Annotated in this window: 21 protein-coding genes; 10 read left to right on the forward strand and 11 right to left on the reverse strand. The window is 63.6% G+C overall.

What is annotated here, in order from left to right; translation table 11 throughout:
* Window positions 1-80: 80 nt before the first annotated feature.
* Window positions 81-986: a MurR/RpiR family transcriptional regulator gene (locus LB571_RS08850; protein WP_224593762.1), complete on the forward strand. Its 906-nt coding sequence runs from the start codon at window positions 81-83 to the stop codon at window positions 984-986.
* A gap of 41 nt (window positions 987-1,027) precedes the next feature.
* A complete protein-coding gene (locus tag LB571_RS08855; RefSeq protein WP_224593766.1) occupies window positions 1,028-2,344 on the forward strand; it encodes a M20 family metallopeptidase in 1,317 nt (438 codons plus the stop codon).
* A 21-nt stretch (window positions 2,345-2,365) separates the two neighbouring features.
* On the opposite strand, the gene LB571_RS08860 is transcribed toward LB571_RS08855, so the two are convergent.
* The 5 genes from LB571_RS08860 to LB571_RS08880 are packed head-to-tail and all read right to left on the reverse strand — an operon-like array spanning window position 2,366 to window position 6,989.
* On the reverse strand, window positions 2,366-3,400 hold the full coding sequence (locus tag LB571_RS08860) for a branched-chain amino acid ABC transporter permease (protein ID WP_224593769.1): 1,035 nt from the start codon (window positions 3,398-3,400) through the stop codon (window positions 2,366-2,368).
* Window positions 3,397-4,272, reverse strand: coding sequence for a branched-chain amino acid ABC transporter permease (locus LB571_RS08865; protein ID WP_140614677.1), 876 nt, complete (start codon window positions 4,270-4,272; stop codon window positions 3,397-3,399). The genes LB571_RS08860 and LB571_RS08865 overlap by 4 nt, the downstream gene beginning before the upstream one ends.
* Before the next feature lie 9 nt (window positions 4,273-4,281).
* Window positions 4,282-4,995, reverse strand: coding sequence for an ABC transporter ATP-binding protein (locus LB571_RS08870; RefSeq protein WP_140614676.1), 714 nt, complete (start codon window positions 4,993-4,995; stop codon window positions 4,282-4,284).
* Window positions 4,992-5,732, reverse strand: coding sequence for an ABC transporter ATP-binding protein (locus LB571_RS08875; protein WP_140614675.1), 741 nt, complete (start codon window positions 5,730-5,732; stop codon window positions 4,992-4,994). The genes LB571_RS08870 and LB571_RS08875 overlap by 4 nt, the downstream gene beginning before the upstream one ends.
* A 3-nt stretch (window positions 5,733-5,735) precedes the next feature.
* Window positions 5,736-6,989, reverse strand: coding sequence for an ABC transporter substrate-binding protein (locus LB571_RS08880; RefSeq protein ID WP_224593782.1), 1,254 nt, complete (start codon window positions 6,987-6,989; stop codon window positions 5,736-5,738).
* Window positions 6,990-7,179: 190 nt separating this feature from the next.
* Here LB571_RS08880 and LB571_RS08885 point away from each other — a divergent pair, with 190 nt between their 5' ends.
* Together LB571_RS08885 and LB571_RS08890 are read left to right on the forward strand one after the other, a co-directional pair.
* Window positions 7,180-7,998 carry an alpha/beta fold hydrolase gene (locus LB571_RS08885; RefSeq protein WP_041163341.1) on the forward strand — a complete coding sequence of 273 codons (819 nt, stop codon included), beginning with the start codon at window positions 7,180-7,182 and terminating at the stop codon, window positions 7,996-7,998.
* Between the two features lie 172 nt (window positions 7,999-8,170).
* Window positions 8,171-9,565 carry a multicopper oxidase family protein gene (locus tag LB571_RS08890; protein WP_224593784.1) on the forward strand — a complete coding sequence of 465 codons (1,395 nt, stop codon included), beginning with the start codon at window positions 8,171-8,173 and terminating at the stop codon, window positions 9,563-9,565.
* Window positions 9,566-9,598: 33 nt separating this feature from the next.
* Here the strand turns inward: LB571_RS08890 and LB571_RS08895 are convergent, their stop codons facing one another.
* The 3 genes from LB571_RS08895 to LB571_RS08905 form a co-directional block, all read right to left on the reverse strand.
* Window positions 9,599-9,886 (reverse strand): PTS sugar transporter subunit IIB, encoded by a 288-nt coding sequence (locus LB571_RS08895; RefSeq protein ID WP_015316281.1) that lies wholly within the window; start codon window positions 9,884-9,886, stop codon window positions 9,599-9,601.
* A 16-nt stretch (window positions 9,887-9,902) separates the two neighbouring features.
* Window positions 9,903-10,367, reverse strand: coding sequence for a PTS sugar transporter subunit IIA (locus tag LB571_RS08900; RefSeq protein WP_224593785.1), 465 nt, complete (start codon window positions 10,365-10,367; stop codon window positions 9,903-9,905).
* A 71-nt stretch (window positions 10,368-10,438) separates the two neighbouring features.
* Window positions 10,439-11,845 carry a PTS galactitol transporter subunit IIC gene (locus LB571_RS08905; protein WP_015316283.1) on the reverse strand — a complete coding sequence of 469 codons (1,407 nt, stop codon included), beginning with the start codon at window positions 11,843-11,845 and terminating at the stop codon, window positions 10,439-10,441.
* 339 nt (window positions 11,846-12,184) lie between these two features.
* On the opposite strand from LB571_RS08905, the gene LB571_RS08910 reads away from it, so the two are divergent.
* Genes LB571_RS08910 through LB571_RS08920 form a run of 3 tightly spaced genes read left to right on the forward strand, consistent with a single transcriptional unit; the run spans window position 12,185 to window position 14,199 of the window.
* Window positions 12,185-13,519, forward strand: coding sequence for an NAD(P)H-dependent oxidoreductase (locus LB571_RS08910; RefSeq protein WP_015316284.1), 1,335 nt, complete (start codon window positions 12,185-12,187; stop codon window positions 13,517-13,519).
* A 45-nt stretch (window positions 13,520-13,564) separates the two neighbouring features.
* Window positions 13,565-13,807: a type II toxin-antitoxin system VapB family antitoxin gene (locus tag LB571_RS08915; protein WP_015316285.1), complete on the forward strand. Its 243-nt coding sequence runs from the start codon at window positions 13,565-13,567 to the stop codon at window positions 13,805-13,807.
* Entirely contained in the window at window positions 13,807-14,199 is a 393-nt protein-coding gene (locus LB571_RS08920; RefSeq protein WP_015316286.1) for a type II toxin-antitoxin system VapC family toxin, read from the forward strand. The genes LB571_RS08915 and LB571_RS08920 overlap by 1 nt, the downstream gene beginning before the upstream one ends.
* A 10-nt stretch (window positions 14,200-14,209) precedes the next feature.
* Here LB571_RS08920 and proC read toward each other — a convergent pair whose 3' ends face one another.
* Genes proC through LB571_RS08935 form a run of 3 tightly spaced genes read right to left on the reverse strand, consistent with a single transcriptional unit; the run spans window position 14,210 to window position 17,381 of the window.
* Window positions 14,210-15,025 carry a pyrroline-5-carboxylate reductase gene (gene proC, locus LB571_RS08925; protein ID WP_224593786.1) on the reverse strand — a complete coding sequence of 272 codons (816 nt, stop codon included), beginning with the start codon at window positions 15,023-15,025 and terminating at the stop codon, window positions 14,210-14,212.
* A 60-nt stretch (window positions 15,026-15,085) separates the two neighbouring features.
* Window positions 15,086-16,414: an O-antigen ligase family protein gene (locus LB571_RS08930; RefSeq protein ID WP_224593788.1), complete on the reverse strand. Its 1,329-nt coding sequence runs from the start codon at window positions 16,412-16,414 to the stop codon at window positions 15,086-15,088.
* On the reverse strand, window positions 16,383-17,381 hold the full coding sequence (locus LB571_RS08935; protein WP_224593789.1) for a glycosyltransferase family 2 protein: 999 nt from the start codon (window positions 17,379-17,381) through the stop codon (window positions 16,383-16,385). Before LB571_RS08935 ends, LB571_RS08930 begins: the two co-directional genes overlap by 32 nt.
* A 171-nt stretch (window positions 17,382-17,552) precedes the next feature.
* Between LB571_RS08935 and LB571_RS08940 the strand changes: the two genes are divergently transcribed.
* From LB571_RS08940 to LB571_RS08950, 3 genes are read left to right on the forward strand one after another with little or no spacing between them, the layout of a single operon-like run.
* The gene (locus LB571_RS08940) at window positions 17,553-18,725 is read left to right on the forward strand and encodes a glycosyltransferase family 4 protein (protein ID WP_015316290.1); all 1,173 of its coding nucleotides are present in this window, start codon (window positions 17,553-17,555) and stop codon (window positions 18,723-18,725) included.
* Window positions 18,722-19,528 (forward strand): WecB/TagA/CpsF family glycosyltransferase, encoded by an 807-nt coding sequence (locus LB571_RS08945; protein WP_224593791.1) that lies wholly within the window; start codon window positions 18,722-18,724, stop codon window positions 19,526-19,528. The genes LB571_RS08940 and LB571_RS08945 overlap by 4 nt, the downstream gene beginning before the upstream one ends.
* Window positions 19,525-20,451 carry a DUF6492 family protein gene (locus tag LB571_RS08950; protein ID WP_015316292.1) on the forward strand — a complete coding sequence of 309 codons (927 nt, stop codon included), beginning with the start codon at window positions 19,525-19,527 and terminating at the stop codon, window positions 20,449-20,451. The genes LB571_RS08945 and LB571_RS08950 overlap by 4 nt, the downstream gene beginning before the upstream one ends.
* The last annotated feature ends 2 nt before the right edge of the window (window positions 20,452-20,453 follow it).

Below are 20,453 nucleotides of genomic sequence, written 5' to 3' on the forward strand. Positions count from 1 at the left end.
CTGTAAGATATTTTCCAAATTTGACAATCTTGTATGAAATTGTAAGATAATCGTCTTTCCGTTGGCGAGAGGCGATGACCATGTCGATCCGCGAAGAGTTGGCCAACACCACCTTGGCTTTCACGTCGGCGGAAGAAAAGATCGTTCAGGTCCTGCTCGCCGATTATCCGATGTCGGGGCTGGGAACGGCGACCCGGCTGGCGCGACGCGCCGGCGTCAGCGACCCGAGCGTGACCCGCCTGATGAGCAAGCTCGGATATGTCGGCTTTGCCGATTTCCAGGCGCGGCTGCTGACGGAAGTCGAATCCAGACTGCATTCGCCGTTGCTGATGATGGAGGCCAAGCGCCCGGGCGGCTCCAGCGAGGGCACGGCACTGGCCTATTTCCATTCGGTTTCCGACAGTCTGGAGCGCACGCGCACGGCGGTCCCCCTGCAGGCCTATACACGCGCTGTCAATTTGCTGCTCGAGACCAAGGGCCAGGTCGTCCTGCTGGGCGGCCGTTTCAGCCGCCACATCGCCTCCATGCTCGCCGGCTATCTCCTGCAATTCCGCTCCGGCGTGCGCGACATCGGCTCGTTGAGCCCGGCGGATTTCGACTTGCTGATCGACCTCGGCAAGCGCGACCTTCTCGTCGTGTTCGACTATCGGCGCTACCAGTCGGACGTGGTTAGCTTTGCGCGGCAGGCGAAGGAACGCGGCGTCTCCGTACTGCTGTTCACCGATGTATGGCTGTCGCCGATCTCTGACATCGCCGACCTGACGATGGTCGCGGCGATCGACGCCAACTCGCCCTTCGACACGCTGGCGACCGCCGTGGCCCAGATGGAGACCGTTTTCGCCCATGCGCTGGAAGGCCATGGCGCCGGGGTGCGCAAGCGCATCGAGGACATCGAGAAGATCCGCAGCGCCAATGCCGTCACTCTCGATGCCGTCTTGTCGCCGTCCGACAACGAAACCGCCAAACCAAGAACCATCAGGAAATAGCATCGATGCGCCCGGCGCGGCGGTGCAAGGAAGGAGTAACCATGGCTGACGCCCAAACGATCATCGATGCCGTGCAGGGTGAAATCGAGAGAGACCGCGACTGGCTGATCGGGCTGGTCCGCGACATGGTCCGCATCCCTTCGGTCAATCCCAAATTCGAGGCCAATCCGGCGATCAACCGCGAGGCGGATGTCCAGGCTCTGCTGGAGCCGATCCTCAAGCACGATGGCTTCAAGACCGAACAGTGGGACGCCTTGCCCGGCCGGCCCAATCTGGTCGGCGAATGGGCTGGAAACGAGGAGCGCAGCCTGATCCTGTGTGGGCATATCGATGTCGTGCCGGCCGGCGAGATGAAGGACTGGTCGGTCGATCCGTTTGGCGGTGAGATCACGAATGGCCGGCTCTATGGCCGGGGTGCGGTCGACATGAAGGGCGGCGTCGCGGCTTGCGTCGCCGCCGCGCACGCGATCCGCAAGGCGGGTATCACACTGCAAGGCCGGTTGGCCGTCCACTCCGTCGTCGACGAGGAGGCTGGTGGCTTCGGCGCCATGGATGCGGTCAAGAAGGGCAAACTCGCCAAGGCGGTGCTTGTCGCCGAGCCGACCTGGGGCGATGTCCTCCCGGTCGAGGGCGGGCTCGAATGGGCGCGGGTGACGATCCGTGGTCGCAACGCGCATTCGGCGCTGCGTTACAACGAAATCTACCCGCAACGGCACGACAAGGACCGGCTGAAGCCGGGTGTCAACGCTATCGAGATCGCGGCGCGGTTCATTGCCGCCGTCCGCCAGTACGAGCTCGACCGGACACGGGCAAAGTCCCATCCGCTGCTACCGGTCGGCATGAACACGATCAACATCGGTGTCATGCATGGCGGAACGGGCCTTGGCGAACACGGCCTGCCGACGGTGATGACCAATCCGGCCATCATTCCCGATGTTGCCGTGCTCGATCTCGACATGAAGTTTCTGCCGGATGAGAATTCAGCCGACTATCGCCGCGATTTCGAGAATTTCGTCCATCATTTCGCGCAAACCGACGCCTGGTTGCGCGACAACCCGCCTGTCATCCAGTGGGAGCTCGGCGGGCTGCATTTCCCGCCGATGAACACGCCGGTCAACCATCCGCTGGTGACGTCGCTGATGAAACGCAAGGCGGCGATCGGCAAGGCGCCTCAGACAAGCGGCTTCGTCGCCGTGTGCGATGCAGCGCACTATGCCGGCGCCGGTGTCGACGGTGTCATTTTCGGTCCGTCGGGCGACGGCTTCCATGGCGCCAACGAATATGTCGAAGTGGAATCGGTGGTCGAGACCGCCAAGGTGCTCGCGGCATCCGTCATCGACTGGTGCGGCGTGCGCTAAGAGGGCTTGCTTTTCAGGCGGTCACGCCGGGCGGTTGATCCGCCCGGCGACGGCACCCCAAGCCGCTTTGATCATGCCGGCCAGTCCGCTGGGATAGGCCAGCATCACGCCAATGATCAGAACCGCCGTGATCATCGGGCGCCATGCGCCGAAATCAGCCATCCACTCGGCGAAAACCGTCAGCACGAAAGAGGCGACGATAGCGCCGTAGATGGTGCTGGTGCCGCCCAGCAGCACCATCGACAGGATGATGGTCGCCAGGCTCATGCCGAACACGTCGATCGAGGCGTTGCGTTGGTAGGCGGCATAGAAGGCGCCGGCAATGCCGGTGAAGAAGGCGCTTGCCGCAAGCGTCAGCATGCGCTGGTGCACGATCGAGACACCGCGGCTGACGGCGTATTCCTCATTGTCGCGCAGCGCCACGATGCTGGCGCCGGCGCGCGAGCGCACGAACACACGCAGGAACAGCGTGCTCGCCACCAGCAGCGCCAGCGCGATGTAGAAATAGGCGAATTTGGCGTCGCGGACCATATTGTGGTCGAACCAGTAGAGGCCGGGGATACGCACGATCCCTTGCGTGCCGCCGGTGATGTCGGACTGGCTGAGGATCACTTGCATGACCAATTGCGCGAAGCCGAAGGTGACCAGGATGATATAGATGCCCTTCAGGCGCAGGATCGGGATGGTCACCACGATCGCGGCAAGCGTGGCGATGATGCCGCTGGCAAACAGCGCAATCCACGGATCGAGCCCGGCCAGCTTGGTCAGCAGGCTGTAGGCGTAGACGCCGATGCCGAAGAGCGCCAGATGACCGAAATTGAAGACGCCGCCATAGCCGAGGCTGAGATCCCAATTCGACGCCACGATGGCGTAGATGAAGGCCATGATCAGGATGTGACGGGCATAGGTGTCGCCGAAGACGAGCGGCAGCAGCGCCAGCACGGCGAAACCGAGCACGAAGCCGATGGCTTCGTGCTTCCACGGCGTGCGGCCAGGTGCGATCGGGGTTGCCGCCGCTGTGCGGATCTGGGTGATCGGCGAGGTCGTGTCGGTCATGCGAGGCCTCGCGAGCGGCTGGCGAAAATGCCCTCGGGGCGCACCATCAGGGTCAGGATCAGCACGCCGAACAGCAATGCCGGCGTCCAGTAGAGCCCGAAATAATAGCTGCAGGCGGCCTCGAAAAAGCCGATCAGATAGGCGGCGAAGATCGGTCCCGATATGCTCGATATGCCGCCGAAGACGACGACGATCAGCGCCTTGAGCAGCGGGTCTGAGCCCATCACGGGCGACATGAAGCGATAGCCGCCCATGAAGATGCCGGCGAGCCCCGCCAGCGAAGCGGCGATGGCGAAGGCCAGCCCGTAGAGCGCGGTGACATTCAGACCGACCAGATGGCTGGCATCCTCGTTCTGCGCGACCGCACGCAATGCCAGCCCGAGACGCGAACGGTTGAGGAACATCCACAACGCCGCCAGGATCAGCGGCGTGATGACGATGATGGCGATCTGGTGCAGCGAAACGCCGACGCCGCCGATGATGGCGTTGCCGTCGACCAGCGCCGGAATCTGCTTGGAGCGCGGCCCCCAGATGGTGAGCGCTCCGTTCTCGATCAGCGATCCGGCGGCAAGCGTGGTGATGACGACGACCAGCACGATATTGGGCCGGCCGATCAGCGGCCGCACGACGCTTGCCTGCAGGATCCAGCCGACGCCGGCCATGACGATCACGGCGACGGGAAAGGCCACCGCCGCCGGCAGGCCGAGTTCCACCAATTGCCAGGCGACATAGGCGCCCAGCATCATGAACACGCCATGGCTGAAGTTGAACACGCCGATCGTCGTCCAGACCAAAGCGAGCCCGACCGCCATCATGGCGTAGAGCGAACCTTGGAACAGGCCGCCGAACAGGATTTCCGCCAATGCGCTCATACCGAGTTCCTAGTGGCCAAAATACATCGACATGATCTCGCCGTGGTCGAGGCTCTCGCCCGGCTTGATCTCGGTCGCCACCGCGCCGTGGTTGACGAGGTAGAGTTGCTGCGTCAGTTCCAGCAGGAACTCGATATCCTGCTCGACGACGATCAGCGGCACCCCGCCGCGCGAAATGTCCATGACGGAGGCGCAGAGTTCGTCCTTGATCTTGGGGGCCAGCCCAAGCGTCGGCTCGTCGAGGATCAGGAGGCGCGGATGGCTCATCAGCGCCGTGCCGATCGACACCATCTGGCGCTCGCCGCCCGACAGCGTGCGCACGCGCTGGCGCCAGCGTTCCGCCAGTTTCGGGAACAGTTTGATCACCTTCTCGCGGTTCTCCGCCTCATGCGGACGGGCGCGCGGCGAATAGGCGCCCAGCGCCATGCAGTCGGCGATGGAGAGGTCGGGAAACAGCCGGTTGCCTTGCGGCACGTGGATCAGGCCGGCGCCGACGATGGCGCGGGCGCTGAGGCCTGCTATGTCTTGCCCGTCGAACTGGATGCGGCCGTTCTTCGGCCGGAGCAGGCCGGAGACGGTGCGCAACAGGGTCGTCTTGCCATGACCGTTGGGTCCGAACAGGCCGACATTGCCGAAGCGGCCAGCTTCCAGCGAAATGTCGTGCAGCACGGTGACGCGGCCATAGCCGGCGGTGACGCCTTCGACGGTGAGGATGGGAATCACGCCACCGCCCTCCTGGTTCCGAGATAGGCCTCGATGACGCGCTGGTCGGCGATCACGCTTGCCGGCTCGCCAGCGGCGAGCACGCGGCCATTGTTAAGCACCAGCAGATGCTGCGACAGGCTCATCAGGAAGGTCAGCACATGCTCGATCAGGAGGATGGTGATGCCGCGTTCGGCAGTGCGGCGGATCAAACCGATCGACGTCTCGATCTCGGGCTTGGTCAAGCTCGATGCCGGTTCGTCGAGCAACAGCATACGTGGCTGCATGGCGATCGCGGTGGCAAGCATCAGGCATTTGCGCTCGAAGACGGAAAGCTCGCCGGCCAGCCGCCCGAAGGACACTGAACCCAAGCCGACAAACTCCAGTGCCTCTGCGGCCGCCTCGCGGGCGGCTGCCGCTGCAGCTTTCTCCTTTCTGCCGTAGCTGGCGCCGATCAGCGCGTTCTCGAATACGGTCAGGCCGTCGAAGCTGGTTTCGCGCTGAAAGGTGCGGGCAAGGCCGAGGCGCGCGATGGCATGTCCAGACTTGCCGTTGATCGCGGTCCCGTCAAAGCGGATGTGGCCTCTGTCCGGCCCGAACGGGATGCCGGTGATGATGTTGAACAGCGTGCTCTTGCCGCTGCCGTTCGGGCCGGCGATGCCAAAGATCTCGCCGGCCTCGACCTTGAACGACACGCCATCGACGGCCTTCAGCGAACCGAAGGCCTTCGATACGTCGTCCAGTTCAAGCAGGGCCATGCCTCACTGCATCCAAGGCTGCGGCTTGAAGGCACCGGTGGCGTATTTTTCCGGCGAGATCAGCGTGCGCTGGCCGTCCCAGATCTGAAAGAAGGTGATCGGGATATAGTCGTCGCCCTGCGTGGCGAGATGCGTGGCGGAATCGAATTTCAGCCGGCCCTCGGCGACCTGCTTGTCGGTCTCCGACAGCGCCTTCATGATCGCGGCGTGGTCGGATGCGCCGCCGACTTTCTTGACCGCGTCGAAATAGACGTTGGTCATTTCATAGAGGCCGACGCCATAGGTGCCGCTCTCGACGCCATATTTGGCCTTGAACTTGGCCGCCACCTCATCGGCGCGCGGGTTCTTCGGCGTCGTCAGCGCCCCGCCGAGGAGATTGTAGATGACGCCATTCGACTTCTTGCCGGTGAGTTCGACGAATTCCGGAACACTCGGCGCATATTGCAGGAAGACAAGGCTCTTGGTCGGCTGTTCGAGGAACTGGTTCAGGAAAGCCGCCGAATTGCCCGGCAGATAATCGGTGTTGATGACGACATCGGGAACATTCTCGCGCACCTTGGCCAGGATCGAACGCCAGTCGGTGACTTCGCCGAAGGGCACGATCTCATCGACGCTGATAGTCCAGCCCTTCTCCTTGAAAGTCTTCTTCATGCCCTCCGAGATGGTCTTCGAATAGGCGTTGTCGGAGGAGATGATGGCGACCTTCTTGGTCGGCAATGTGATCTTGCCGTCGGCCGCGAGTTTCTCGACGAACAAGGTGACGTCGGTGTTGTAGGCGTCGAAGGACGGCGTTAGCGACCAACAGCACATGTACTTGTCTGGGCTCGGCGCGATGATGTCCCTGGTCTGCTGCGAGGTAGCCGCCAGCATGTAGGGCATCTCGGCCTCGGCCATGTTGTCGATCTCGAAATTCGTCAGGCTGGCGTAGCCGGTGAGCATGAATTGCACGCCGGGATCGCCAAGCAGGCGCTCGACCGCGCTGGTGACGTTGCCGGCGGACTGATCCTTGACGTCGCCGACCACCAGTTCGAATGTGTTGCCGGCAACGCCGCCGGCGGCATTCGCCTCATCGATTGCCATCTGCACGCCGCGCTGGAATTCCTGGCCGTCCGCCGCGGCAGGGCCCGTGATCGGCGCCAGCAGGCCGATCTTGACGACATCGGCGAAAGCGGGGGCGCTTGCCGTGGCAAACGCCGCGATCAGGGCCGTGGTCATCAGCATATGGCGGAGTCTGTTGCCTGCGAATTTGGATTTCATCGTGCCGTTCCCTGTTTTCCTCCCGTTCATCGGGAGTTGGATAATTGACAATCTACGCACAATTGTTGTTATTTGAAAAGGATTTTTCAACGGCACGAGACCGGGAAAATGTTATGGCAGGGCTAGGGGAGGCGGCGGCGCTTTGTTGTGCAACTGCTTCGAAACAGGGCGATTCCAGACGGAGCCAAAGATGACGATCGCGCAGAAGACCCTTGAAACCAGTCACGGCAGGATCGCCGTTCGCGAGACCGGCGGCAAAGGCACCGCCGTCCTGCTGATCCACGGCAATTCGTCTTCCGGTGCCGTTTTCCGCAACCAGCTCGAGAGCCCGCTGGGCGAGCGCTACCACATGATCGCCCCCGATCTGCCGGGCCACGGCGCTTCCGGCAATGCGATCGATCCGGACCGCTCCTACAGTATGGAAGGCTATGCCGATGCGATGACCGAAGTGCTCGGCCTGCTCGGTATCGACAAGGGCATCGTCTTCGGCTGGTCGCTCGGCGGTCATATCGGGCTGGAGATGATCGACCGTTATCCTGGCCTGCTTGGCCTGATGATATCGGGCACTCCGCCTGTAGCGCCCGAGGAGGTCGGCAACGGGTTCAAGTCGAGTCCGCATATGCATCTTGCCGGACAAGAGGCCTTCACCGCCGCTGATGTCGAGGCCTATGCGCGCAGCACTTGCGGGGAACCGTTCGAACCGTTCCTCCTCGACACGGTGGCGCGCACCGACGGGCGGGCGCGGCGCCTGATGTTCGAGAAATTCGCGGCCGGCACAGGCCGCAACCAGCGCGAGATCGTCGCCGGCAAGACGCCTCCGATAGCCGTTCTCAATGGCATCGACGAGCCTTTCGTGAACACCGATTTTGTCTCAGCGGTCAAGTTCTCCAACCTGTGGGAAGGCAAGGCGCATCTGCTCGACAAATCGGGCCATGCGCCGTTCTGGGATTCTCCCGGCCGCTTCAACCCGATCTTCGCCCGCTTCCTGGAAAGCGTGGATCAGGCATAGACCCGCCGCAAGGCACCGACCAGCCGCCATCGACCGGAATGTGTCCAGCCCTGCTGGCCTCATTGCACTGACAGGAGGAGGGCGGCCGCGACTGGGCCGTTGGCAAGGCATGCGTGTCCGGCTATGACGGCAAAGTTGCGGAGAGCAGTCAGCTTTTCCGTTGGAGTGCGACATGACCGTATTTACACGCCGCGGACTGCTGAAAACTGCCGCCGTTGCCGGTGCGAGCGGGCTCGGGCTTGCCGCCATGGGCAGGATTGGCGGCTGGGCGGCGTCCGCGCCTGAGCCAGTGGTGCTGCGGACGGCGAAAATCCAGGCGAAGCTGATGGATGTCGGCCAGACCAACAATGTGCTGACTTACGGCAAAGCGGGAATGCCGCCGGTGCTCAGGATGAAAAAAGGCGAACCCTTCGCCGCGCGCCTCGACAACGCCATCGATGATCCGACGACCATCCACTGGCACGGCATTCGCCTGCCGAACAAGATGGATGGCGTGCCTTTCCTGGTGCAGCCTTACGTCTACACCGGCGATCATTTCGACTATGCCTTCACGCCGCCCGACGCCGGCACCTTCTGGTATCACCCGCACTGCAACACGCTGGAGCAGATGGGGCACGGCCTGACCGGCGTGATCGTGGTTGAAAACCCGAACGATCCGGAATTCGACGCCGAGTTTGTCCTCAACCTGCGCGACTGGCGCCTTGGCGACGACGGCCAGTTCATCGACCAGTTCCGGCCGCGCGATGCCGCGAGAACCGGCACTTACGGCACGGTGCGTACCGCCAACTGGCTCGATCAGCCGCAATATGACGCGCCCGCCGGCGGGCTGGTGCGGCTGCGCATCGCCATTACCGATGTCACCCGCATCCATGCCTTTCGCGTCGACGGCGCCGAAGCGATGGTGATGGCGCTGGACGGCAATCCGGTGCCGGAGCGCTTTGCGCCCGATGCCTTGCTGCTTGGACCGGGACAGCGCATGGAACTCGCCATCCGCATGCCCGACGATGAGGGCGCGACCGTCAGCCTGCGGGACGTCAGGGGCACCAAGCCCAAGGTGCTGGCGACGCTGCGCGCGACGGGCAACTCGCTCAAGCGGGACGTTCGCGACGTTGCGCCGCTGGAAGTGAATCCGGTGGCGGAAGTGGATCTCGGCTCGGCCCAGCATATCTCCCTGTCGCTCAGCGCCACGGCGGAGAACGTCCCGAGCGACAGCATCTGCGGTTCGCTCGGCTACAGTTTCTGGGCGATCAACAAGGTGCCGTGGCCGGGCGATACGCCCGATCCAACCGCGCCGCTGGCCGAATTGAAGCTCGGCAGGAGCTATGTCATCGACATGGAGAACCTGACGCCGCAATCGCATCCGATGCATTTGCACGGCATGAGCTTCAAGGTTTTGTCATCCTCGACGCGGCCGGTGCGGCCGTTGATTTCAGACACCTATCTCATCCAGCCCAACGAGAAGGTGAGCCTTGGCTTCGTCGCCGACAATCCCGGCGACTGGCTGCTGCATTGCCACATCATCGAGCACCAGAAATCGGGCATGACGAGTTACGTCAGAGTGGTCTGAGCCAAGCCCACCGAAAGCCGCATTGTCCGCGACCTACTTGCGCAGTTGCGCCTCGATCTCGTCGAGCACCTTGTCCTTGCCGATGCCGGTGAGGAAGGCGAGGCCCTTGATGACCGGCTTGGTCACCGAAGCCGAGATCGGCGTGGTGGCGACGATGAAGTCGACGCTATCGGCGAGCCCCGGCACTTCGGTTGCCTTGGCCTGCTGCGCGTTGAAGGTAAGGCCGCGCATCTTCATCGCCTCGGTAACGGCGACGTTGACCGCCGTCGAGGTGGCGATGCCGGTGCCGCAGGCAAAGAGAATTGTCTTCTGTCTGGCCATCTTTGCTTTCCCTTGATTAGCAGCCGAGCACGGTGCGCACGTCGTCAAGCGTCCTGGCCGACCTCAAGCCGTCCAATGCATCTGGATTCTGGATCGTTGCCATGACGGACTGCAGCGCTTCAATCTGCTTGTCCTTGTCATTGATGGCAAGCAGGAAGACGAAACCCACCGGCAGCTTCTCGTCGGGGTCTTCCATATTGGCGAAGATCACCGGCTTTCTCAGCGTGCCCATTGCGATGCCGGGCTTCAGCACATGCTCGGGATCGGTGTGGGGCACCGCGACATTGTCGGCGCGTTCCAGCGGCAATCCTGTCGGGACGGTCATTTCGCGGCGCACGACCGCGTCGGCATAGGAGCTCTTGACATAGCCAAGGGCCTCGAGCCGTCCCGCCAGGACGCGGATGATCTCCTCATTGGTCGACGCGTCCGACCCGAGTACGATCGCCTCGGGATCCAGAAGCTGCATGAGGGCGTCGGACATGTCTTGCTCCGTCGATAAATCGTGCGCCCGGCGAAGGCGCACGATCGTTTCAGATGAAGGCACGCTTGCGTTCAGGCCGTGCCTTCGGCCGGCTCGTCCTCGGCGCCCGCCGCCCGTTCCCAGCCGAGCGGATTGCGGCGATAGAGCACGAACAGCGCCGCGATGACCACGGCGATCACGATGATGCCGATGAGCCCAAGTCCCTGGATCGCCTCGATGATCACATAGGGCACCCACAGGAAGCCGTCGACCACCGAGGTGATCTGCAAAGCATCCGCCGGCAGTTTGAAGCCCGACGCGACGGCCGCACTGGTGAACAGCGGCGCCAGGGCGTTGGCGACATAGAAGCCGATCGCCAAGGTCACCGTGCCGATCACCACCATGCGGAACACATTGCCTTTGACCAGCGGCGCGGTCATGGCGACGATGAACGGGATGACCGCCAAATCGGCGAACAGGATGACGCGATTGCCCGGCAGGATCACCGACAGGATGATCGCAATCGGCACCAGGATCAGCGACGACGAGATCGCGGCGGGATGGCCGATCAGGATCGCCGAATCGAGGCCGACGAGAAGCTCGCGATCGCCGGTGCGCTTGCGCACGAACTCTTGCGCCGCGTCGGAAACCGGGATCAGGCCCTCCATCAGGATCTTCACCATGCGCGGCAGCAGCAGCATGACCGCGGCAAGTGTCATACCGGTGCCCAGCACCTTGGCCAGCACCGTGCCGGGATCGCCGGCATTGTAGAAGGCGATGGCGCCGAGCACGAGGCCGATGATCAGGCCGAGCACGACCGGTTCGCCGAACACGCCGAAGCGGCGCTCGATGGTTTCGGTGTTGATGTTGATGCGGTTGATGCCGGGAATGCGGTCCATGATCCAGTTCAGGATGATGGCGATCGGCAGGATTTGCGCCGAGGCGAGATGCGGCACCGAAATGCCGGGAACGCCGTAGAATTGCTGCACCGCGCGCGCCGACCAATCGGCGAACAGCAGCGACAGCGCCGCAACCAGGGCCGCGATGGCAATGCCGTAGGCCAGATTGTCGGTGGCGGCGACGACGAGCGAGCCGACGAAGGCGAAGTGCCAGAAATTCCAGACGTCGACATTGAGCGTGCGCGTCATGCGCGTCAGCAACAGCACGATGTTGACCAGGATGCCGACCGGGATGACCCAAAGCCCGACCGAGGAGCCAAAGGCGATGGCGGCCGCCGAGGGCCAGCCGACGTCGATAATGTCGCGATGAATGCCGGTGTTGGTGACGATGGCCTTGGCGACGTCGCCGATCGACGTGAACATCAGGCCAAGCACAAGGTTGATACCGATGAAGGCGACCCCGATGGTGACGGCGGCGCGAAAGGCCTTGCTGACCTTGGCGCCCAAAACCACGGCAATGATGAAAATGACGATCGGCAGCAGGATTGTCGCGCCGAGCGTGTCGATGGCCCCCTTGAGGCCAGCGAGTAGAGTATCCATTCTTCCTCCCCTGGAGCCCCGAGCCTAAAGCTTCGCGGTGCTCCTTTCTCTCAGCCTCTGCCGCCACCTTAGCGCAAAGGCACTCCCCAGATGCCGCGAGACGAGTGCCCCTCCGAGCGGTTGTCTCGATGAACATTTGCCTTTGTTGGCAAACGAATGTTTTTATTGAGACTGTTCGCGACAATGTCAATTGGCAAGCCTTTGGGCCAATCGGCCAAGGCGACGACGCTTGTCACGGGTCATTTTCGTTGGAAATCGCCGGTCGCGAGCGGTTTTGTTGGCACAGGGGAATGGTCCCTGCTAATTCGCGTCCAGACCAAGAAGCTGTGGACATTCCGCATGACCAATGTCGCCTTGACCGGGCTTGCCCGCGATCTCGCCAGACGTGCCGCCGAGGGCCGCCCGGTGCGCATCGGCATCATCGGCTCCGGCGAAATGGGCACTGACCTCGTCACGCAAGGCATGCTGATGCCCGGCATTGCGGTTTGCGCCGTCTCGACCCGGCGCCCGCACACCGCGCGTGACGCCATCCGCATCGCCTACGGTGACGAGGCGATGGCGGTCGAAGCCGACACCGCGTCGAAAGTCACCGCGGCGATCGAGGTTGGAAAAATAGCCATCACCTCGAACGAGATGCTGGTCACCAACCCACTGATCGATGTCGTCATCGACGCCACCGGCAAGCCGGGCGTCGCCGCCGATTTCGACCTGATGGCGATGGAGCACGGCAAGCACCTGGTGATGATGAATGTCGAGGCCGACGTCACCATCGGCTGTTACCTCAAGCAGCAGGCCGACCGGCTTGGCGTGGTTTATTCGGTCGGCGCCGGCGACGAGCCGTCGAGCTGCATGGAACTGATCGAGTTCGCGTCCGCACTCGGCCTTACCATCGTCTCGGCCGGCAAGGGCAAGAACAACCCGCTCAATCACAACGCGGTGCCCGACGACTATCGCGAGGAAGCGACCCGCCGCAACATGAACCCGCGCATGCTGGTCGAGTTCGTCGACGGTTCCAAGACCATGGTCGAGATGTGCGCCATCGCCAATGCCACCGGGCTGGTGCCCGACGTGCCCGGCATGCATGGTCCCAAGGCTGACCGCGATGACCTCGTCAAGGTGCTGATCCCGCGCGAGGATGGTGGCCTCCTGCTGAAAAAAGGCGTCGTCGACTACACCATCGGCAAGGGTGTGGCGCCCGGTGTCTTCGTCATCGTCGAGGCGACGCATCCGCGCATCATCGAACGCATGGACGACCTGCATATCGGCCGCGGTCCCTATTACAGCCTGTTCCGGCCCTACCATCTGACCTCACTGGAGGTGCCGCTGACGGCCGCTCGCATCGTGCTGTTCGGCAAGCCCGACATGGTGCCGCTGCCGCGGCCGGTTGCCGAGGTCTGCGCCGTCGCCAAGCGCGATCTCGCCGCCGGCGAGACCTTCGATGCGATCGGCGAGACCTGCTATCGCTCCTGGACCATGACCGTCGGCGACGCGCGTTCCCAGCGCGCCGTGCCGGTCGGCCTGCTTGAGGGCGGCAAGGTGCTGAAGCCGGTCAGGAAAGGTGCACTGCTGACCACCGACAATGCAGCGCCTGACCGGACGACCAGTCTGTTCGCGCTGCGCCGCCTGCAGGACGAGATGCTGTACGGAAACAAGCCCGTTGTGGCGCTGTCATGACAGATGCGCTATATTGTAATGGCAGATGACGCCGAGGATCGACCAATGAACCTCCAGATCAGGGACCCGCGTGCACGTGAACTGGCACAGCGGCTCGCCGCCAAACGCAAGATTTCGATGACCGAGGCGGTGATCGAAGCTCTTGAGTCCGAACTGAAACGGGAAAGTGGACGCGCTCCGTTGGCGCAGCGGCTGGCTGCCATCGCCGATGAACTCAAAGCCAGAGCTGGCCAGGGCGGCCGGCCCGTACACAAGGATGAGATCGATGAGATGTGGGGCCACTCCTGATGTTTGTCGACACCTCGGTGGTCGTCGCAATTCTTTCGGGAGAAGGAGATGCTGGCGAGTGGAGCAACCGCATCGCGGTAGCACCTCGCAGGATTACTTCCGCGCTGGTGGTGCTCGAAGCGGCTATGCGGCTTTCAACTATGCTGGCCGTCGAGCCGCTCGTCGCTGAAGTGGCGATAGAGGCTTTTCTGCGCGAGGCCGAAATCGAAATCGTTCCCATCGACGCCGGCGACGCCAAGCTCGCGGTCCAAGCTTTTTCAGACTATGGAAAAGGACGCGGGCATCCCGCCCAACTCAACCTGGCCGATTGCCTGTCCTATGCTTGCGCAAAGGGCCGCGGCTCTGCTCTGCTCTACAAAGGCAACGACTTCTCGCATACCGATCTGGCCTAGGGAGTCTGCTCTATTTCCCTAGTTCGATCGACCGCAGCCGCGCCGCTTCCACCGCTTGCGTAAGGAGATTGGTCAACCGGTCATCGCCCATCAGCACGCCAAGCGCCGCCGCCGTTGTGCCGTTGGGGCTGGTCACCTGCTTGCGCAGCATAGCCGGGTCCTCGCGGCTTTCGGCGGCGAGCGAGGCCGCGCCGTAGACGGTCTGCATGGCGAGCAGCCTGGCGGTCGCCGCCGGCAGGCCGGCCTTCTCTGCGGCCACCGTCAGCGCTTCGATAAAATGGAAGATATAGGCCGGACCCGATCCGGACACGGCGGTCACCGCATCCATAAGGCCCTCGTCGTCGATAGTGGCCACTTCGCCGCTGGCCGACAGAAGGTCGGCGACGAAGCGCTTGGCGTCGGCGGAAACCAAGGGATTGGAAAACACCACCATCATGCCCTTGCCGATGGCCGCCGGCGTGTTGGGCATGCACCGCACAACGGGGGCGCGGTTGCCGAGGATGTCCTCGAAGGTGGCGGACGGCGTGCCGGCGGCAATGCTGACGAAAGTGGTGCGTCCATCGCCGAAGCGCTTGTACGCGGCGGTGACGTCGCGGATCACCTGAGGTTTCACCGCGATGACGACCAGATCGGGCACGGCATCCGCCGGAATGGCCCCGGCATCCGCTGCCGAGCCGCAGCCAAGCCCCACTGCGCGATCGCGCAGCTCGGCATTGGGCTCGACCACTAAAACCGCCGAGGGTGCAAGCTTGCCGGACTTCAGCCAGCCCGAGAGCATGGCGTAACCCATATTGCCGCAACCGGCGAGAACAAGCCTGATCGTCATCGAGAGCCCTCCGAGGAAAGGCCATGACATAGACGCTCGCGGGTCGGTGGGGAAGCCCTCTCAGGACCGCTGAACAGGCGTGCGCACCGCGATCGGCCGCAACGACACTTGCCTGAGGCCCAGCACGCCGAGCACGAAGAACAGCCAGACCGGATCACCGCGATGGAAGAAGAAGCTCTCGAGAAAGGCGTTGAGTGCGGTGAACAGCACCACCATCATGAAGAAATCGCCGAGATAGATGTTCTCCTTGCGCGGCGGAATGCGCATATAGTCGCGCAATGGTGCGATGAGGAAGGTGTAGACCGCCACGCAAAGGGCAGGGATGCCCATCAGCACCGCGATGTCGAGATAGCCGTCATGGCCGTGCACGATGGTCCTGATGTCCCACGGGCGATCGAAGGGTTGGTCCTGGTTGAGCAGCAGCGGCGTGCCCCAGAAGCTCTCATAACCGTAGCCGGTCCACGGCTTCTTCGCCAGCATCGAGCCGGCGAACTCCCACAGTGTCGTCCGGCCGGTATAGGTGAGGTCGGGGAAGTAGATGGCCGCCAGATGCTTCACCGGCGGCAGGAAGACGATGCCCAGCGTGCCGACCGCCGTGGCGATAATCGCCAGCATGAACAGGATCGGCGTACCGAGCCGCATGCCCATCAGGCTCGGAAACATCACGATCAGGATCGAGAACGGCACCAGCCCGGCGGTGGTCTTGGAGCCGGTGTGCAGCATGAAGATCATCGCCGCGCAGAAGATACCCGCGCCCCACCAGCGCTGGCCGCGCCGGTAGAGATAAAGCCCGGCGAAGCTGAAGCAGGCCATGATCGGGCCGGCGATGTTCTTGTGGGTGAACACCCCGCGCCACAAGCCGGCATGTTCGGGCTCCTGCGAGTCAGCCGTGTGCATCGCCTCGTGCGGAAAGACGATCAGGCCGAGATAGGACAGGCCCATGACCACGACCGCGGTGAAGATGATGACCCTGGAGAAGGACTCCGCGTCGCGGGGTAGCGCCAGAATCGTCGCCATCGTCAGGATGCCGATCATGGTGAAGGACGCCGCGCGCATTGCCGAGGGCGGATCGGTCGCCAGCACCACCGACAGGAAGAAGAAGCCCAGCATCAGTATCCAGGATGGGCTGAGCAGCGAGCGCACGACGCGCGGATCGGCGAAGGCCATCAGCGCGAAGATCGAAATCCCGCCGAGCGAGCCGAAGCCGAGCTGATTGACGATGTCGCCCCCTTCGCCGGTGAGTTCGGCGCCGGCCGGCTGGAACGGGCGGAAGGACACCATGATGACGGTGAACAGCAGCGCGGCGATCGCGGTCGCCACGCCCCCGCGCGTGAACGCGGCGCTGAGCGGCGCGCGCTCAGTTCTTCTCAGGCTGGCGATATTGCTCATTGGCATATCCGAATTCGGCCAGCACGCGGCCGAGCGCCACATGGACGGGGTAGATGGCGACCGCCGGGGATCCCGTGCGCGCCAGCCGCATGATGCCGCGAAGCGGCGAGGCGGCAAGCAGCGCCAGGCTCCTGGCGAATACCTTGGCGCCGGCGAACGGCATGCCGGCGCGCCTCTTCTTTTCCACCAGTGTCGAGATGACACCGTTGCGCAGGCTGCGGGCGCGGATCCAGTCGGTCTCGACCCGCCTGGCCGGAACGGTCTCCCGCACCTTGGCTTCGGCGCACCAGCCCAGCACGAAGCCGCGTTGCGCCGACCGGCTGAGAAAGTCGGAATCGCCGCCGCCCATGAAATTGAATCTGAGATCGAGGAAGGGCGGCCCCATCGCGGTCAGCACGTTGCGCCCGACCAGAAGATTGCCGGACGAATAGAGCGCGGGCACCCGTCCCGTCTCCCGGTAGGGGGGTGCGAAGACGGGATGCTCGGCCCATTTGGCATGGGCAGGATCGGCAAAAACGGGCACCTGCGGGCCGCCGACGATGTCGGCGGCGAGCGTTTCGGCGGCGTGGCACATCCGCTCCAGCCATTGCGGATCGGCGGTCTCGTCATCGTCGATGACCAGAAGATGCTTGAAGTTTGGGAACTGCAGGATCGCCGTCTGCCAGCCGGCATTGTAGGCGCTGCAATTGCCGCGCTCATGCGCGATGATGACCATGCCCGGTATCTCGCCGCGCTCGAACAGCGGCAGCACCGCCTTGGCGCCCTCCCGCGCCTCGGCCTCGTTTTCGATGAGGATGACGGCAAAGCGCCTGTCGGTTTGCTGCGCGCGAAGCGACGCCAGTGTCTCCAGCACCTGTTGCGGCCGCTTGAACGTCGGCAAGGTGACGATCGCTTCGACGGCCTCCACGTCGAGCAGGCGAGATCGTCCCGCGATCGATACCGAACCGTCCAATGGCAAAGGGATCATCCGTGTCCAGCCGCGTCGTGAGTCGCGTTCTGGTAGCACCACGATGATAAGGTTTCGTTAATCACCTTGCACGGAGAGGCCCGCCAGACGTGGGTTTTGGGGCGTTGATCGTGCTCGTTTAATCAAGGGTTCACCGCGCTTTGCTACCGGCTACACCACAGGATAGGTAAGATGCATCTGCTGTTCGCCACATCGATCGTGCCCGACGGTGCTCTCGCCTCGGGCTACGAGATAGCCAACGCCGCGATTATCGCCGCCCTGCGGCGCGCCGGCGCGCGCGTCACGGTCGTCGGCTTCACCTGGCCCGGAAAAGCCGCGGCCGATCCCGAAAATACCGTGGTGCTGGGGGCGGTCGACGTGCGCACCGAAAGTGCTTCGCCGCTGCAAAAGCTTGTCTGGGTCGGCAAGGCGATGTTTTCAGGCCTGACCTTCGCGTCGGTCAAGTTGCGTGCGGTGTCCAGCCACGATGTTCAGGCCGCCCTCGAACGAGCCGGTCCGTTCGATGGCTATGTGCTGAATTCCGTGCAGTTCGCCGGTGCTTTCGAACGGGTCTTCGAAGACCGGCCTTCGATTTTCGTCGCCCACAATGTCGAGCATCTCTCGGCGCGGGAGAACGCCGTTGCCGCCGCCGGCATTTTCCAGCGCCTGCTGTTTCGGCGCGAGGCAAGGCTGCTCAAACTGGTCGAAGAGCGCCTCTGCCGCCGCGCGCGTTTTGTCTTCACGTTGGCCGAGGAGGATCGCGGGGCACTTGGCGTCGCCTCGGATGATCGTTCGGCGGTGCTGCCGCTGGTGACCTGCGCCACGGCGCCAGTCCGGAACGGCCGGCGCGCGATCGACTGTGACGCGGCCCTGATCGGCACCTGGACCTGGCAGCCGAACCGCATCGGCCTCGACTGGTTCCTGGGTAAGGTGGTGCCGCATCTGCGGCCTGGTTTCCGCATCCGCATAGCGGGTCACATGCCTTCCAGCGTCACCTCCGCGCATCCGGGCGTCGAGTTTGTCGGCCGTGTCGCGGATGCCAGGGCTTTCGTGCGCGGCGCGGCCGTCATCCCGCTGATCAGCACCGCGGGCAGCGGCGTGCAGCTGAAGACCATCGAGACCTTCGAGCTTGGCCTGCCCTCGGTCGCCACCAGCCGGTCGCTGCGCGGTATCGGTCATCGCCCCGACAATTGCGTCGTCACCGACGATCCGGCCGGCTTCGCCAAGGCCCTGGAGGCAGCCGCGGCCGACATCAACGATGTCGATGGCAGCACCTTCCATCGCCGGCAGGTCAAGGCGCTCGACGCCGCGGTTCGTGTCGGTCTCGAAAAAATCGGCGCCGTGCGGCAGGAGGTGTTTGCATGAACATGCACGCCGCCCGTGCCGCGTTCGGCTTTGACAGCCTGAAGGCAATTCTCGGCATTCCGGTGCTGGCGATCCGCTGGGACGATGCGATTGCCTTGCTGAACCGATTGATCGCCGAGCGGCGCTTCACCAAGGTTAGTTTCCTCAACGCCCACAATGCCAATATCGCCCACACCGACCCGGTGTTCGCCGAGGCGCTCGACGATTTCCTCATCCTGCCGGACGGCATCGGCGTCGATCTCGCCGCGAAGCTTCTCTACGGCGCGCCGTTTCCCGACAATCTCAACGGCACCGACTTCGTGCCGGCCTTCCTGCAGGCTTCCAAGAGGCCGCTGACGGTGGGGCTGCTCGGAGCGACCCGTGTCAACGCCGAGGCGGCGTCCGTGAAGCTGGCGGCGCTTGCCGTACAGCACAACTTCGTGGTCATTCACGACGGTTATTTCTCCCCCGCGCAGGAATCGGAGATCATCGACCGGATCGCAAAGCTACGGCCTGATATGCTGCTGGTCGCGATGGGCGTGCCGCGCCAGGAATTGTGGATTGAACGTCACATCGACGAACGCCATTGCACGCTGCCGATCGCGGTCGGCGCGCTGCTCGATTTCCTGAGCGGCTCGGTGCCGCGCGCGCCACTGTGGATGCGCCGCCTGAGGCTGGAATGGCTGTTCCGGCTGGCCGTCGAGCCCGGCCGGCTCTGGCGCCGCTACGTGGTCGGCAACCCCCTGTTCCTGTGGCGGGTCGTCAAACAGAAATGGGCGCGCGGCGCCGAGGCCGTCGCAGATGCTCCCGGAGAGTTTCGTTGAACAAGCGGTTCGTCCCAGACCCGCTGGCCGGCCCAGGCCTGTTGCCGAAGGCGCCGACAGCAGCGATTGTGACGGCAAGCTACGCCCCGGATTTCGAACGCTGCCGACTGCTGTGCGAAACGCTTGACCGGCATGTCTCGGGTGCCGCGCACCACTACATTCTGGTCGAACATCGCGATCTTGCGCTTTTCCGCCAGTTGCAGACCAGCCGCCGTTCGGTCGTCGATGAGCGGGATCTCCTGCCGCGCTGGCTGCGCGCCTTCGACGATCCGCTCAGCCTGTTTCGCCGCCGCGTCTGGCTCAGCCTGAAGACCCAGCCGCTGCGTGGCTGGCACGTGCAGCAGCTGCGCCGTATCGCCATATCGGCCCACGCAGGGGAAGACGTGCTGATCTTCTGCGATTCCGACGTCGCTTTCCTGAAGGCCTTCGATTGCGGTGCCTTCTGGCGCGATGGCAAGGCGCGTTTGTTTCGCCGGGATGGCGTGCTCGCCGATGACGGCCATGACGAGCATCGCTTGTGGTCGCGCAATGCCGGAACGGCGCTTGGCATCGATTCGTCCCGGACATCGGTCCATGATTATATCTCGACGCTGATCGCATGGCGCCGCGACACGGTGCTTGCCATGTGCGGCCGGATCGAAAAGGTCCATGGCCGCGACTGGGTCGAGGTCATCGGCTCGGCGCGCAAATTCTCCGAATGCATGATCTACGGACGCTACGTCGACGATTTGCTGGACGGAGCCGGCCACTTCCACGGTTCGGAAGAATTCTGCCGCGTCCACTGGACGGGCGAGGCGCTGTCGGACGACGAGTTCCGCCGCTTCGTCGCCGGCATGGCGCCAGAGCAGGTGGCGATCGGCATGCAGTCCTTTATCGGCACCGATATAGGCCGGATCCGACGCCTGATCGGGCTTGATCGCTGATT

The sequence above is a fragment of the Mesorhizobium sp. BR1-1-4 genome (assembly GCF_020165375.1).
Classification (GTDB): Bacteria; Pseudomonadota; Alphaproteobacteria; order Rhizobiales; family Rhizobiaceae; genus Mesorhizobium; species Mesorhizobium australicum.